We start from the raw sequence: 14,114 nt of genomic DNA on the forward strand, positions 1-14,114 counted from the left end.
ACATAAAGTCCGGATGTATGGCTGCAATCTCAACCCCGTCTGTGTTGTCACGAATTGAAAGCTCGGCAAACTGGGGGCGTCCATGTATGTGAGAGGACGGCGGATGTAAATCCGCCTCCTACTCGATCCTGCGATTTGTGTTTTTGCGCCTCAGGCCTGTACATCCAGTACCGTCGGGCTTGCCAAGCGTCCCTCCGGACTGCTCATCACGTCTTCCAGCAGGTTACGCAGCAGCTCCAGGGTGGCTTGCTGGCGCTGCACATCACGACACACCAAGCCGATTTTCAGCGGCACTCGCGGTTCACTCAAGGGTTTCCACAGCAGCGCCTTGTTGCCGTGTTCCTGTTGCGAGCGACCGGGCAGGACCGTGGCCAGCCGGGTATGGGGCAAACTGTCGAGAATGCCGGCCATGTTGTTCAATTCCGCCTGTACCTGCGGGCGTCGTCCGAGACTGGCCAGTTGTCCCTGCCAGATCTGCCGGATCTGAAACTCCTCGCCCAAGAGCAGCATCGGCAATTCGGCCGCCTGGCTCATGGAGACTTTCTTGAATTCACGCAACGGGTGATCGGCAGGGATGACCAGGGTCAGTTCGTCTTCGTACAGCAACACGCCATGCAGCCCCGGTTGGCGTGGCGGCAAGTAACTGATGCCGATGTCCAGTGAGCCGTTGAGCAATCGACGCTCGATCTCCAGCCCGGTGAGTTCGTAGATCTGCACCACCAGGTGCGGCTGTGCCGTGCGCACCCGTTCGAGCATTTTCGGCACCAGGCTGGTATGAACGGTTTGCAGCACGCCGATGGCCAATGTACGCAGGGCCTGCCCCTTGAAGTTACCCAGCGCCTCGCGTGCCCGTTGCAGGCCGTCGAGCAGGGGCACGGCATGGTTGTACAGCGTATGGGCGGCCAGGGTGGGCAGCAGGCGTTTACTGCTGCGTTCGAACAGGCTCACATCGAGGTGTTGTTCCAGTTGGCGGATCTGTTGTGACAGCGCCGGCTGGGAGATCGACAAGCGTTCCGCGGCCCGCCCGACATGGCCTTCTTCATACACCGCGACGAAATAACGCAGTTGCTTAAAATCCATAAGTATTTCTTATCGAAAAAGCTGGAAAATCGAAATGGCTCAGCGCCTGACAGAAGCCTAGTCTAACCGCATTCACAAGGCTTACAGGGCCAGAGAGCGCGATGAATACCGTTTACGTTGATGGTGTTTACATAGGCAAGGCAAAAAACCTCGGGCAGGGCTTGGTCAGCGATACCGACAAAGAGCGGATTGCCAACCGGCTCTGGTTGTGGCCGCAAGGTTTGGGCAGCGACGAGCACGGCGATCCGCGCTTTCACACCGGTCCCGAACGCGCGCTGCATCACTACCCGGCCGAGCACTACACCTATTGGCGTAAACGTTATCCACAGATCGACTGGTGCGCGCCGGCCTTCGGTGAAAACCTCTCGACCCGAGGGCTCACCGAAGAACACGTGTGCCTGGGCGACCTGTTTCGTTGGGGCGGTGCCTTGCTGCAGGTCAGCCAGCCGCGCTCGCCGTGCTATCGGCTGAGCCATCGCTGGGGGGGGCCGATCCTGCCTCAGCTGGCTCAGGACACAGGCCGCTGTGGTTGGTTCTATCGGGTGCTCAAGCCCGGATTTGTCAGCGGCGACCAACCGTTCGAGCTGATTCAACGCAGCTATCCGGGCCTGACCGTGGCCTGGGCCTTGCGCAGTTTCTATCGCGAACCGCTGGAGCATGCCGGTTTGAAAAAACTGGTCGATTGCCCGGCGCTGTCTTCGCGCTGGCGTGATCTTGCGCTCAAGCGCATGCGCACCGGGCGCGTGGAGAATTGGTCCTCGCGTTTGCTGGGTTTGCCGCTGGAGGGCCTGCGGGCATGAGCTTGTTCAACTTGCGCCGGCCTCAGCCGAGTCTTGATGACCTGGCGGCGGACCCTGTTCAATCGTCGAGAGGTGACACCCCCTCCAGTGAGTGCCTGATGGCGAGTGTCGAGCGGCCCCAACAGGTGTTCGTCCGTGGCCAGGGCTCCTGGTTATGGGACAGCAGCGACCGCGCTTACCTGGATTTCACGCAAGGCGCGGCGGCCAACAGTCTCGGTCACAGCCCAACGGCGCTGGTCAAGGCCATCGCTGCCCAGGCCCAGGCGCTGATCAATCCCGGGTCGGGGTTGCTCAACCGTGGTCAGCTCAGCCTGGCCGAGCGGCTGTGCCTGAGTACGGGCAGTGACCAGGCGTATCTGCTCAACACCGGCAGTGAGGCCTGCGAAGCAGCGATCAGGTTGGCGCGTAAATGGGGTCAACTGCATCGCGGGGGGGCTTCGCGAATCATTACCGCCAGCGGTAGCTGTCATGGTCGCAGCCTGGCGGCAATGTCCGCATCGGACTGTCAGAGCAATCGCTTTGAGCCACAGCTCCCGGGCTTTGCTCAGGTTCCGTTCAATGACTTGCCCGCGCTGCATGCGGCAGTGGATGCGCAGACCGTGGCCATCATGCTGGAGCCGATCCAGGCCAGCGCGGGTGTCGTGCCGGCGACGGAGCATTACCTCAAGGGCGTCGAGCGCCTGTGCCGTGAGTTGGGCATTCTGTTGATTCTCGACGAAGTACACACCGGGATTGGCCGTTGCGGCAGTCTGCTCGCCGAACAGCAGTATGCGGTGCGTGCCGACATCATCGCCTTGGGCAAGGGCCTGGGTGGCGGAGTACCGGTGGCAGCCTTGCTGGCGCGCGGCAAAGCCTGTTGTTTTGAACCGGGCGAGCTGGACGGTACCCATCATGGCAATCCCCTGATGGCATCGGCCGGTCTGGTGGTGCTCGACAGCGTACTCAATCACGGCTTCCTCGAGCATGTTCGCGACAGCGCGCAACACCTGCGCGAAGGCTTGGGTCGCCTGGCCAACCGCTACGGACACGGTGAATTACGAGGGCAAGGGCTGCTCTGGGGGCTGACGCTCAGTGACGACTCGGCTGACGCCGTGGTGAAAGCCGCGCGGTACGAAGGCCTGTTGCTCAGCGCCCCACAGCCCGACTGTCTGTTGTTGACGCCGGCACTCACGGTCAGCAAGGCCAACATCGACGAAATGCTCCTGCGCCTGGCGCGAGCATTTTCCCGGGTACACACCGCTCAACTTCAATGCCGCAGGGGCATCGCGGTCTGAAGCCAGCGGCACTTTCCTGATACCTGAACCGTCTCGCGGTATAACGCGCCGCCCCATGCCTGATCTTTTTGGCATGGGGCGTTTTTTTGTCTCGACGATTTTCAGGGCTCTGTTCGGTGCTACGAGTCTGAACACCAGCGCCTCCACCGTCAAACAGTGGGAGGCGGGCGACAAGCACCCCAGTGGCATGGCCCTCAAACTGTTGAGCATCGTGCAGAAACACGGCCTGGAAATACTGGCCTGAGGCATCCCGCTGCGCTTCAATAGTGGCATCTTGCCGGAGTTCCGTGGAACCCTGCCACGCGCTACGGGTCAATCAGGTGTATGGCTCATTGGAGCCAACTTTTCTCAGGAGCTGCCCCCATGGATTTTATCCGCATCATCATCGCCATTCTGTTGCCGCCACTGGGTGTGTTCCTGCAGGTGGGTTTCGGTGGCGCTTTCTGGCTGAACATCCTGTTGACCTTGTGCGGCTACATCCCGGGCATCGTGCATGCGGTGTACATCATCGCCAAGCGTTGAGCCTTTACCCCCGAAGGCTCGGCAGCGATTGACGATGGCTGCGACCCGCCCGGTTATCGATCCATCACCGCTTGATAAAACTGCCACTCTTGCTCCAATGCATGGGCCTGATTGGTGGCCTTGCGAAAGCCGTGTCGTTCGTCGGGGTAATAGTGGGCCTGGGCAGCGATGCCGTTGTCGTGTAGCGCCTTGATCATGTCGCGGGTCTGTTGCGGCACCACAACGGCATCGAGCTCACCCTGGAAGAAAATCACGGGCACGCGGATGTTGCTGGCGTGCAGCAGGGGTGTGCGGGCCGCGTAGCGTTCGGCGTCCTTGAGCGGGTCGCCGATCAACCAATCCAGATAATCGCCTTCGAACTTGTGGGTCGCACGGCCCAGGGCCACCGGGTCGCTGACCCCGTACAGGCTGGCCCCAGCACTGAATACGTCATGGAACGCCAAGGCGCAGAGGGTGGTATACCCGCCTGCGCTGCCACCCCGGATGAACGCATGATTGCGATCGATCAAGCCTTGTTCCGCGAGGTAACCGACCACGGCACAGGCGTCCTCCACGTCCACGTCACCCCAGCGCAAGTGCAAGGTCTGTCGATAGGCCCGGCCGTAGCCGCTGCTGCCCCGATAATTGAGGTCGGCGACGGCGAAACCCCGTTGTGTCCAGTACTGGATGCGCGGGTCGAGCATCGGATAGCAGGCCGAAGTCGGGCCGCCATGGATGAACACCACCAGCGGCGGCTTGGCGACATCACTCAAGGCCGGATAAAAGAACCCGTGGGCCTCGCCTGTGCCGCTGGGGTAACGCAGAGTCTGTGGCTGGCTGATGTGTTCAGCAGGCAATAGCGCAACGCCACCGGCCAGCACCTTGACCTGATGACTGTCGCGGTCGATGGCAAGCACCGCTGAAGGGGTGGTGGTGGAGGCCGCAATGCAATAGACAAACCGGTCATCCAGCGCCAGGTTGCGAAAGCGGCTGTAGTCGCCGGTGAGGTCTTGAATGCAGGTCCCGGTGCGCACACCCAGGCGTCCAAAGCCGTCCACGGTCCAGCTCGCCAGGTAATGCTCCCGATCCAGTGGTAACCAGGTACAGCCTCCCAGTTGCCAAGGCGCGGGGCCGTGATCGGCGACGGCACTGGGCAGTGGCTGCAAGCCTGATTCGCTTTCGACCCACGGTTGCCAGAAGCCGCCGCGATCGGTCAGGCAGTACAAGCGACCGGCCTGATCGAAGCGCGGCTGTTGCAGGGCCTCTTCATCAGCGTCACCGCCGACGCAACGAGGCTTGGTAAATCCGCCGCTGTGGTCGCGCTCGGCAACCATCAGGCGTGTGGCGGTCCAGGGTTGATGGGGGCGGCTCCATTCGATCCACGCCAGGCGCCGGGCATCGGGGCTCAGGGTCGGCGCGCTGTAGAAGTCGGCACCTTCGGCCAGCACTTGGCGATGACCGTCCGCCAGCTGGATGGCGACCAGGCGATGCTGGTTGGCCTGCTCTTCGACGGCCAGCACTTGCCCGTTGGCGAATTGCAGGTCGCCATATCGGCACTGACCCGATGTCAGGGCCTGCGGCGTTTCACCGGTCAGCGCTTGCCGATAAAGCTGTTGGTCCGCTTCGTTGACGAAGACCACACCCTCATCGCTCAGGCAGAACGAACCACCGCCGTACTCGTAGACCCGGCTGCGGACACTGAACCCGGCCGGGGTCAGGCAGTGCGCCGCGTTGTCACGCCAATGCCAGATCCGGCAGGCGGCGTCGTCGGGGCGGTACTCATTCCAGAACAAACCATGGGCACCGATGCGCAAGTCTGCGAAGTCGATGCCGGCGGCCACGGCTTTGAGGGCGCTCAAGGAGTCAGCCCTTGACGATGAGGCGTGAGTTTCGTTCATTGCGAAAGGCCAGCTGTTCGATGGTCTGGGTGGCGTGTTCGGCCTCTTCGCGGGCCTTGAGGATCACGCCGTGATGGGCCGACTTGCTGCACACCGGGTCCGCGTTGCTGGCGTCACCGGTCAGCATGAAGGCCTGGCAGCGGCAGCCGCCGAAGTCCTTTTCCTTCTCGTCGCAGGAGCGGCACGGCTCGGGCATCCAGTCGTAACCGCGAAAGCGGTTGAAGCCGAACGAGTCGTACCAGATGTGCTGCATGCTGTGATCGCGCACGTTGGGAAATTGCACCGGCAGTTGTCGGGCGCCGTGACACGGCAATGCGGTGCCATCCGGGGTCACGGTCAGGAAGACGCTGCCCCAGCCATTCATACAGGCTTTGGGGCGCTCTTCGTAATAGTCGGGCGTGACGAAGATCAGTTTGCACGGGTGCCCTTGGGCTTGGAGCCTGGCACGGTACTCGTTGGTAATGCGTTCGGCGCGTACCAACTGTTCCTGGGTCGGCAGCAGACCGACGCGGTTGAGCTGGGCCCAGCCATAGAACTGGCAGGTGGCGAGTTCGACGAAGTCGGCCTCCAGGGCAATGCACAGCTCGATGATGCGGTCGATCCTGTCGATGTTGTGCCGATGGGTGACGAAGTTCAGCACCATCGGATAGCCGTGGGCTTTCACGGCTCGGGCCATTTCGAGTTTCTGCGCGAAGGCTTTTTTCGAGCCGGCCAACAAGTTGTTCACCTGCTCGTCGCTGGCCTGGAAGCTGATTTGGATGTGATCGAGCCCGGCCTTTTTGAAATCGCTGATTTTCTGCTCGGTGAGGCCGATCCCCGAGGTGATCAGGTTGGTGTAGAACCCCAGTTTGCGGGCTTCACCGATCAGTTCGGCGAGGTCCTGGCGCACCAGTGGCTCGCCACCGGAAAACCCCAGTTGCGCCGCGCCCATTTCCCGGGCTTCGCGAAACACCTTGAGCCACTGCTCGGTGCTGAGCTCCTTGCCTTGTTCGGCGAAATCCAGCGGATTGGAGCAGTACGGGCATTGCAGCGGGCAGTGGTAGGTCAGTTCGGCCAGCAGCCACAGCGGCAGGCCGGTCTCAGGCTTCGCCGGCATGGCCAGGTGATCAGCCGAGTTCGATCCAGTGCTGTGCACGGGCGACCTCCATGAATTGCTCGATGTCGTCACCGAGCTCGGGCACGCCGGGGAACCGGGTGTCCAGTTCGGCAATGATCGCCGCGACATCCCGCTGCCCATCGATCAGGCCACCAATCAGTGCGGCGCTTTCATTGAGTTTGATCATGCCTTCGGGGTACAGCAGTACGTGGCCTTTCTGGGCCGGCTCGTACTGGAAACGATAGCCGGGACGCCAGCGTGGGGTCTTGCTGCGGTCGAAACTCATAAGGCGATCCCTTTGTGCCAGACCCGCTGCCCGGTCACGCTGTGATAAGGCGGGCGGTTCAGTTCATAGGCCATGCTCATGGCATCGAGCATGCTCCAAAGTATGTCCAGTTTGAACTGGAGAATTTCCAGCATGCGCTGCTGGCTGTCATAGGTGGTGTAGTGCTGCAGGGTGATCGCAAGGCCGTGTTCGACATCGCGCCGCGCCTGGCCCAGGCGTGTACGGAAATACGCGTAGCCGGCCGGATCGATCCAGGGGTAGTGCTGCGGCCAGCTGTCCAGGCGTGATTGATGGATCTGAGGGGCGAACAGCTCAGTCAAGGAGCTGCTCGCGGCTTCCTGCCAACAGGCGCGGCGCGCGAAGTTGACGTAGGCATCCACGGCAAAACGCACCCCAGGCAATACCAGTTCCTGGGAGCGCAGTTGATCAGGGTCCAGGCCGACGGCCTGGCCAAGGCGTAGCCAGGCTTCGATGCCGCCGTCTTCACCGGGCGCGCCGTCGTGGTCAAGCAGGCGCTGAATCCACTCGCGACGGATCTCGCGGTCCGGGCAGTTGGCCAGAATCGCGGCGTCTTTCAGGGGGATGTTCACCTGGTAGTAAAACCGGTTGGCGACCCAGCCCTGGATCTGTTCGCGGCTCGCCCGGCCTTCGTACATCGCCACGTGATAAGGGTGATGGATGTGGTAGTAGGCGCCCTTGGCCCGCAGGGCGGCTTCGAATTCGGCGGGGGACAGTGGTGCGTCAGTCATTGCGGTTCTCCGGGGAACAACCGTAGAGATGGAGTGTTTTTGCCGGCCTCTGCGCGGGCAAGCCCGCTCCCACATCTGCTCCGGTCGTTTCAGACAGTCTGGTTAGACTCGGATCCCTGTGGGAGCGGGCTTACCCGCGATAGACCGCGCCGCGGTCTGGGTCTGCTTTTGTTAAAGCTCGATGCTCATCCCGTCATACGCCACTTCAACATTGCGCCGAGCCAGTTCGGCGCGCTGGGTCGAGTCCTCATCGAGGATCGGGTTGGTGTTGTTGATGTGGATGAGTACCTTGCGCTGGCTGGGCAACTGCTCCAGCACCTCGAGCATGCCCCCCGGGCCGTTTTGTGCCAGATGGCCCATTTCCCGGCCGGTGCGGGTGCCAACGCCACGGCGCTGCATTTCGTCGTCGTCCCACAGGGTGCCGTCCACCAGCAGGCAGTCGCTGCCGGCCATGATCTCCAGCAGCGGCCCATCGACCTTGCCCAGCCCCGGCGCATAGAACAGCTTGCCGCCCGTACGCAGGTCTTCGACGACCAAGCCGATGTTGTCGCCTGGGTGTGGGTCGAAGCGGTGCGGTGAGTAGGGCGGTGCCGCGCTGCGCAAGGGTAGCGGGTTGAACCGCAGGTTCGGGCAGGCCGGGATGGTGAAGCTCTGGTCGAGCTCGATGCGGTTCCAGTTCAGCCCACCGTTCCAGTGGCTGAGCATGGTGAACAGCGGGAAGCCGGTACTCAGGTCTTCGTGGACCATGTCGGTGCACCACACCGAGTGCGGGCAACCTTCGCGCAGGCTGAGCAAGCCGGTGGTGTGGTCGATCTGGCTGTCCATCAGGATGATTGCACTGATCCCGCTATCGCGCAGTGCCCGGCCGGGCTGCATGGGCGCAAAACCCTGGAGTTGTGCGCGGATGTCGGGAGAGGCATTGCACAGCACCCAATTCACACCGTCATCGGAAATGGCGATGGATGACTGGGTCCGTGCCGTGGCCCGCAGGCTGCCATCGCGAAAACCCGCGCAGTTCACGCAGTTGCAGTTCCACTGCGGAAAACCACCGCCAGCGGCGGACCCTAGAATCTGGACAAACATGACCGCTCCACCCCATCAACGCTGAAAATAAAAACGCCCCGGACGGGCCGAGGCGTTGAACCGCATCTTCTCCCCGCAGGCAGAATCAACGGCTGGCGAAGTACATGGTGACTTCAAAGCCGATCCGCAGGTCGGTGTAGGCAGGTTTGGACCAGGTCATAAAAACGCTCCTTCAAATTGGGCTCTATACATATAGTCCACCTCCGGCAGGAGGTGTTCGGATGCTTGTCGGGCCTATGTTACTGAAACGTTTCTGCAAATTGGAGATATCTGTCGAAGAAAGCCTGTTACAGCTTCGGTAATGATCCCGTGGCCAGATACCTACGGCCACCTTCTGCGCGAGTCAACCGGCCTGCCGCGTCGAGCAGTGTTGTGCGGTCCAGTCGCAATATGGCCTGTTGCAACTGCTGAAGATAATCCGACGAATGGCCGCCCAGTTTGCCTTGCCATTGCAGCTCAAAGGCCTGGGCCAGTGGCAGTGTACGGTCGTCGAGTTGCTCAGCCAGGGCCTGTTGCTGATGGGCCAGCGCTTGATCATCGATCGCCTCTATGAGATCGGGCAATTGCTTGAGGAACAACTCCACCTGTTCAGCCAGCACTGTCACCGACGCTTGCGGCGACTGTATCCCGAACTGCAACCCGGTTTGCCCGTTGATCTGTCGGATACCGCTGAATACCGCGTAGCCCAATTGCAACTCGACCCTCAGGCGTTGATAGAAGGGTGTTTGGCACAGGTGAGCCAGCATGCGCCATGCGGCTTCGTCGGCCAGTGCCTGGGTGGGAGCAGGGCAAAACAGCAGCAGCGCGTGCTCGTTGGCGGTACCCGGTAGCTCGCTCCAAAGCCGTTGCCCGGCAATCGACTGCGGCGCGGTCGGCTCGCTGTCGGGAATCCCAGGGGCTCGGCTCAATGCGCGGGTGATTGCGGTTTGAGCCGATGGCGACAGGCCTGTCGCCAGTCCGTCCCAGCGTGCGCTGGCCCAGGTTCGGTGCAGGTCGTCCACCGTGCCGGGCGGCGATGCCGGTTGTGAGCCTTGGCCCAGGCAGTGGGCGGGCAGTGCCTTGAGCATTTGCCGAATCGCGATCATGGGGGCAGCGTCATCAACGCTGTGCCAGGCGAGGGCGGCGGGGCTGGCCAGGCACTGCAGCGCCTGTTCGAGAATCGCAGGCATCGGCTCGTGCCAGCCGTTCAACTTCAGCCGCCATTGATCGCCCATTTCACTGAAGGACAGTTCGACACCGGCTTGCAGCGCGTCGTCGCGCAGGCTTTGCAGGCTGCGGTCGAATACCAGCTGAAAATTGCCTGGCGGCGTTGAGTCGAGGCGCCAGCGCAGGCATATCGCTGCTTCGCCGCCGGTCTCCGTCGGCGCAGGGCTGAACTGCATGGACGAACGTTCACGGCGGCCGCGTGTGCGGTCCTGGGCGAACGTGCGCAAGCCCCGGTGAGCGCTGGTCTGCCCCCGGATCAATCCGGCGGGCGCCGGTTCGTCGACGCTGCGCAGCCATGGATTGGCGGGTGGCAATTGCCAGGCGATCGACGGGTGTGGCGCAGGTGTTGGATTCATGTGACGCAAGATCGCCGTCAAGGCCGCAACGCCCAGGTCCGACAACTGTGGCTCCAGTTGCTCACTGCCCCGTCGGGCCAGCGCCAGGGCCTGGCTGGATTCAGCTTTTCGCCGTTGCAGGAGGGCATATTCTTCGCGCAGTCCAGGCCAGTCGGCCTGTTGACCGAAGTCATGCAGCCAGTCGTTGAACCACTCGCTTACTGCTGCAGGTTGCGTGTCGGGGCTGCTCAGTTTGAACTCGACGTGCAGCAGTGCTTGCCCGGCAAAGTGGTACACCGGCACGGCCTTCATGTGGTCGATCAATTGGCGATGGCGTAACTCGGCAAGCAAGCCGCCGGGCTTGGCAGCATTGAGCCAGGTGCAGAGGAAATCCAGTGCCTCACGGGAGGCAGCGGGTAAGGCTTCGAACGCAAATACCAGGTTGAGTCGACGTTTGTCGATCTGTTGATAGTGGCCCGTTGGGCTGGTCATCAAGGCGGTCGGCAGGCTTTGCGGTTGTACCTCGCCGACGTTGAGGTCGACGCTCAAGCGCTGGGCCATGCTGCGCAATTCATCCACAGGCTGTGGGCCGACAAGGCTCAAGGTCATTTGACCGGTCTGGTAGAAGCGCTGATAGAAGGCACGCAGTGCCTGTTGGAACGCCGGTTGCTCCACCGCCAGGCTGTTGCGGTTGCCAGCATGGAAGTCGCGCAAGGGATGATCGGCTGAAAGCGCGTTGAGCAGCGCCTGTTGCTGCTGCGCCGTCGCATCCTGGGACCAGGCGATGAACTCGGCTTCCAGCACTTCCCGTTCCCGCAATTGATCGTCGGGACTCAGGCGTGGATGGGCGAGCATGTCGCACAAGCGTTCCAGCCCTGCGGCGCAGGCATGCACAGGCAGTTCGAAAAAGAAGTCGGTGGTGCGCTCGCGGGTTTGTGCATTCAGTTGGCCGCCATGCCGTTGTACGTAGGCCATCAGCCCTTCGTCCGCGGGGAAGCGTTCAGTGCCCAAAAACAGCAAATGCTCAAGAAAGTGCGCCAAGCCAGGCCAGGCCCGTGGGGCATCGTGGCTACCGGCGGCGACCCGCAAGACAGCCGCGCAGCGTTTCAAGCCGGGCGCATGACGAAGTGAAACCCGCAGGCCGTTGGCCAGGGTTTCGGTGTGAGGGTGAAGAGGGGTCGGCGCAGGCATGAGCACTTCCGCTACAAAGAAGCGCTCATGCTAGCGAAAACCTTGGGTCAGCGCTTGTTCAGCTCGCCGTAGAGCTCTGGCCGGCGGTCGAGAAAGTAGCGATTGGCGGCGCGTGAATCGACCATCAACTGCCGATCCAGGGTGCCAACGATCAGCGCTTCATCCAGCCCGGCCTGGGCGATACGGCTGCCATCCGGCGCGGCAATACTGCTCTGGCCGCAATAGTGGATCTGATCCTCGCTGCCGCAGTAGTTGGCATAGGCCACGTAACACTGGTTCTCGAAGGCGCGCGAACGTACGGTGACGTCGGCGATGAAGTCGTAGGGAACCATGTTCGCCGTCGGCACCAGTATCAACTCGGCACCGGCCAGTGCCAGGCGTCGGGCGTTTTCCGGGAACTCCAGGTCGTAACAGATCAAGAAGCCCAGCCTCCAGCCATTGAGCTCGACCAACGGAAACTCATCCGGTCCGATGCTGAACATCGAGTGGTCGAGTTCGCCGAACAGGTGGGTCTTGCGGTAGTTGGCCAGTCGCCGGCCCTGGCTGTCGATCAACTGCACCGCGTTGTAGATCTGCCCGTCCTCGGCGCGCTCCGGGTAGCCATAGGCAATGGCCATGCCATTGGCCCTGGCAACGTTGGCGATGTGTTGCGCCGATGCACCGTCTTGCGCCTCGGCCAATGCGCCGACCGCTTCCGCGCCGATGTTGTAGCCGGTCAGGAACATCTCCGGGAACACCAACAGATCGGCATCCCCGGCCTCTGTTGCAAGGCGCTGCAGGCGTTTCAGATTGCCGGCAACGTCCAGCGGCAGCGGTGGGCATTGGTAAAGGGCTACACGCATCTCGGACTCCTCTTACTCGGGCAGGGCAATCGGCCCGATCTCATGGAACACGTCGCCCGGACCCGGGTTTTCGGCGTGAGTCGTACCGCCAAAGTGATTCATGATGCCCCAGACCGCGTTGAGCGAGGTTTGTACCGCGCCTTCGACCCAGGCCGGCGTCCAGGACACATCATCCCCGGCGATAAATATCCCGCGCTGTTCCGCGGGCATGTCCTGCTGCATGAAGTGCGCATACATGCGCTGGTTGTAACGATAGTGGCCGGGCAGGGCGCCTTTGAATGCCCCGAGGAAGTGCGGGTCGGCTTCCCAGGACACGGTAATCGGGTCGCCGATGATGCGGGCCGCGATGTCGACTTTCGGGTAGATCTTCTTCAGGGCATCGAGTGCCAGCTTCACGCGTTTATCGATCGGTTGCGGGAGCATTTTCAGCGCATCGCTCATCCACGAGTATGACAGGCAAATCACCCCGGGTTTGTCGTCGCCGTTGTCGAAGAGGTAGGTGCCACGGGTCAGGCGGTCGGTGAGGGTCATGCTCATCAGGTCCCGGCCGGTTTCCGGGTCTTTGTCTTTCCAGAACGGGCGGTCGACCATGACGAAGGTTTTCGAGGACTGCATGTAGCGGGTGCGGTCCAGGGCCATCCACATTTTTTGCGAGAACAGCGACTCTTCACATTCGATCTGAGTGGTCAGCAGCCAGCTTTGGCAGGTGGTCAGCACCGCCGCGTATTCACGCGTGTCGCCCCAGTTGTCGGTGACGCTGAAGCGGCCATCGGCAGCGCGCGCGATCCGTTTGACCCCGGTGCGTGGCGCACCCTTGTGCAAGGAACTCAGGCTGGTGCCTTGCGGCCAGTGAGCGCAACGCTCAGGGGCATGGCGCCAGATGCCCAGCGGCACTTGTTCCACACCGCCTACTACCAGGTGCTGGTGGTCGTCGCAGTTGGTCATCACCACGCGGAAGATTTCCAGCATCGAGTTCGGGAAGTCCGAATCCCAGCCGCCGGTGCCGAAGCCGACCTGACCGAAGACTTCGCGGTGATGGAACGACAACTTGGCGAAGGCTTTTGAGGTGGCCACGAAGTCGTAGAACGTGCGGTCGTCCCACAACGGCACGAGGGTGTTCCACAGTTCTTTGAGGCGCGGTACGTCGCGGTCGCGGATCGCCTGCTGGATCTCGCCAAAGCGCGAGCCGTCTTCCAATGCATCGGCCCAGGCGTCGGCGACTTCCTGGAACAGGGCAGGAAGATCGGCGAGCTTCTGTGCGTAGTGGGTCTGGCCTTCCAGGTCGATGACCGTACTGCCGGAGGCCGGGGTCAGGGGGTTGGGGAAGGGTTTGGTCTCAAGACCGAGTTTGTCGACATAGTGATAGAACGCGGTGGAGGACACCGGGAAACGCATGCCGCCCAGCTCGGCGATGATGCCTTCGGCCCCTTCGAAGGCTTGGGAGCGCAAGCGGCCGCCCATTTTCGAGGCTTCGTAGACGACCGGTTTCAAGCCCAGCTTCATCAATTCATAAGCGGCCACCAGGCCAGCGATACCGGCACCGACAATGGCCACTTCCGTGCCGTGGTTGTGTGCTGGAATGCTGCCCAGGCCGGCTGGGTGCTCGATCCAGTCGTCAAAGGCGAAAGGGAAGTCGGGACCGAAGATGGTGACTGGTTTTTTACCGTCTGCAGGATGGCGATTGTTCTTGTTCATGGCGGACCTTGCTGGCGACGTGCACACAGGTGCTGAGTATAGAAAAGACTGTCGCCATTCTAGGGGGCGTAGCGCACG

13 protein-coding genes and 1 pseudogene are annotated in these 14,114 nt (G+C 62.0%); 4 read left to right on the forward strand and 10 right to left on the reverse strand.

Annotation, left to right across the window (positions count from 1 at the left end; all coding sequences use genetic code 11):
• Window positions 1-150: 150 nt before the first annotated feature.
• Complete coding sequence (locus CKW25_RS23055; RefSeq protein ID WP_095082867.1) at window positions 151-1,080, reverse strand: LysR family transcriptional regulator; 930 nt, start codon at window positions 1,078-1,080, stop codon at window positions 151-153.
• A gap of 101 nt (window positions 1,081-1,181) precedes the next feature.
• Between CKW25_RS23055 and CKW25_RS23060 the strand changes: the two genes are divergently transcribed.
• The 4 genes and pseudogenes from CKW25_RS23060 (at window position 1,182) to CKW25_RS23070 (ending at window position 3,676) form a co-directional block, all read left to right on the forward strand.
• On the forward strand, window positions 1,182-1,880 hold the full coding sequence (locus CKW25_RS23060; protein ID WP_095082869.1) for an MOSC domain-containing protein: 699 nt from the start codon (window positions 1,182-1,184) through the stop codon (window positions 1,878-1,880).
• Entirely contained in the window at window positions 1,877-3,154 is a 1,278-nt protein-coding gene (locus CKW25_RS23065; RefSeq protein ID WP_095082871.1) for an aspartate aminotransferase family protein, read from the forward strand. Before CKW25_RS23060 ends, CKW25_RS23065 begins: the two co-directional genes overlap by 4 nt.
• A 118-nt stretch (window positions 3,155-3,272) precedes the next feature.
• Window positions 3,273-3,398: pseudogene (locus CKW25_RS26480) on the forward strand (helix-turn-helix domain-containing protein); the annotation flags it as partial.
• A gap of 119 nt (window positions 3,399-3,517) precedes the next feature.
• A complete protein-coding gene (locus tag CKW25_RS23070; protein WP_003228885.1) occupies window positions 3,518-3,676 on the forward strand; it encodes a YqaE/Pmp3 family membrane protein in 159 nt (52 codons plus the stop codon).
• Between the two features lie 53 nt (window positions 3,677-3,729).
• Here CKW25_RS23070 and CKW25_RS23075 read toward each other — a convergent pair whose 3' ends face one another.
• The 9 genes from CKW25_RS23075 to CKW25_RS23115 all read right to left on the reverse strand — a co-directional run bounded on the left by CKW25_RS23075 (window position 3,730) and on the right by CKW25_RS23115 (window position 14,036).
• Window positions 3,730-5,553: a S9 family peptidase gene (locus tag CKW25_RS23075; RefSeq protein ID WP_095082873.1), complete on the reverse strand. Its 1,824-nt coding sequence runs from the start codon at window positions 5,551-5,553 to the stop codon at window positions 3,730-3,732.
• Window positions 5,519-6,649, reverse strand: a complete 1,131-nt coding sequence (gene pqqE, locus CKW25_RS23080; protein ID WP_172736614.1) for a pyrroloquinoline quinone biosynthesis protein PqqE — start codon at window positions 6,647-6,649, stop codon at window positions 5,519-5,521. Before pqqE ends, CKW25_RS23075 begins: the two co-directional genes overlap by 35 nt.
• Before the next feature lie 10 nt (window positions 6,650-6,659).
• Entirely contained in the window at window positions 6,660-6,935 is a 276-nt protein-coding gene (pqqD, locus tag CKW25_RS23085; protein WP_095082877.1) for a pyrroloquinoline quinone biosynthesis peptide chaperone PqqD, read from the reverse strand.
• A complete protein-coding gene (pqqC, locus tag CKW25_RS23090; RefSeq protein ID WP_095082879.1) occupies window positions 6,932-7,684 on the reverse strand; it encodes a pyrroloquinoline-quinone synthase PqqC in 753 nt (250 codons plus the stop codon). The genes pqqD and pqqC overlap by 4 nt, the downstream gene beginning before the upstream one ends.
• A gap of 171 nt (window positions 7,685-7,855) precedes the next feature.
• Window positions 7,856-8,767, reverse strand: coding sequence for a pyrroloquinoline quinone biosynthesis protein PqqB (gene pqqB / locus CKW25_RS23095; protein WP_095082881.1), 912 nt, complete (start codon window positions 8,765-8,767; stop codon window positions 7,856-7,858).
• Window positions 8,768-8,852: 85 nt separating this feature from the next.
• On the reverse strand, window positions 8,853-8,927 hold the full coding sequence (pqqA, locus tag CKW25_RS23100) for a pyrroloquinoline quinone precursor peptide PqqA (protein ID WP_003194766.1): 75 nt from the start codon (window positions 8,925-8,927) through the stop codon (window positions 8,853-8,855).
• Between the two features lie 127 nt (window positions 8,928-9,054).
• Window positions 9,055-11,499, reverse strand: a complete 2,445-nt coding sequence (gene pqqF, locus CKW25_RS23105; protein ID WP_095082883.1) for a pyrroloquinoline quinone biosynthesis protein PqqF — start codon at window positions 11,497-11,499, stop codon at window positions 9,055-9,057.
• Window positions 11,500-11,546: 47 nt separating this feature from the next.
• On the reverse strand, window positions 11,547-12,341 hold the full coding sequence (locus CKW25_RS23110) for a carbon-nitrogen hydrolase family protein (protein ID WP_095082885.1): 795 nt from the start codon (window positions 12,339-12,341) through the stop codon (window positions 11,547-11,549).
• A 12-nt stretch (window positions 12,342-12,353) separates the two neighbouring features.
• Complete coding sequence (locus tag CKW25_RS23115; RefSeq protein ID WP_095082887.1) at window positions 12,354-14,036, reverse strand: NAD(P)/FAD-dependent oxidoreductase; 1,683 nt, start codon at window positions 14,034-14,036, stop codon at window positions 12,354-12,356.
• Window positions 14,037-14,114 lie beyond the last annotated feature (78 nt).

Origin of the sequence: Pseudomonas sp. Irchel s3h17, from assembly GCF_900187505.1 — a bacterium.
Lineage (GTDB): Bacteria > Pseudomonadota > Gammaproteobacteria > Pseudomonadales > Pseudomonadaceae > Aquipseudomonas.

What these genes read in the sequence shown, in the direction of transcription:
- pqqC (WP_095082879.1), bottom strand. Translation starts at nt 7,684, where the DNA reads ATGACTGACGCACCACTGTCCCCCGCCGAATTCGAAGCCGCCCTGCGG.
- CKW25_RS23070 (WP_003228885.1), top strand. Translation starts at nt 3,518, where the DNA reads ATGGATTTTATCCGCATCATCATCGCCATTCTGTTGCCGCCACTGGGT.
- pqqE (WP_172736614.1), bottom strand. Translation starts at nt 6,649, where the DNA reads ATGCCGGCGAAGCCTGAGACCGGCCTGCCGCTGTGGCTGCTGGCCGAA.
- CKW25_RS23075 (WP_095082873.1), bottom strand. Translation starts at nt 5,553, where the DNA reads ATGAACGAAACTCACGCCTCATCGTCAAGGGCTGACTCCTTGAGCGCC.
- CKW25_RS23060 (WP_095082869.1), top strand. Translation starts at nt 1,182, where the DNA reads ATGAATACCGTTTACGTTGATGGTGTTTACATAGGCAAGGCAAAAAAC.
- CKW25_RS23065 (WP_095082871.1), top strand. Translation starts at nt 1,877, where the DNA reads ATGAGCTTGTTCAACTTGCGCCGGCCTCAGCCGAGTCTTGATGACCTG.
- CKW25_RS23115 (WP_095082887.1), bottom strand. Translation starts at nt 14,036, where the DNA reads ATGAACAAGAACAATCGCCATCCTGCAGACGGTAAAAAACCAGTCACC.
- pqqB (WP_095082881.1), bottom strand. Translation starts at nt 8,767, where the DNA reads ATGTTTGTCCAGATTCTAGGGTCCGCCGCTGGCGGTGGTTTTCCGCAG.
- CKW25_RS23110 (WP_095082885.1), bottom strand. Translation starts at nt 12,341, where the DNA reads ATGCGTGTAGCCCTTTACCAATGCCCACCGCTGCCGCTGGACGTTGCC.
- CKW25_RS23055 (WP_095082867.1), bottom strand. Translation starts at nt 1,080, where the DNA reads ATGGATTTTAAGCAACTGCGTTATTTCGTCGCGGTGTATGAAGAAGGC.
- pqqF (WP_095082883.1), bottom strand. Translation starts at nt 11,499, where the DNA reads ATGCCTGCGCCGACCCCTCTTCACCCTCACACCGAAACCCTGGCCAAC.
- pqqD (WP_095082877.1), bottom strand. Translation starts at nt 6,935, where the DNA reads ATGAGTTTCGACCGCAGCAAGACCCCACGCTGGCGTCCCGGCTATCGT.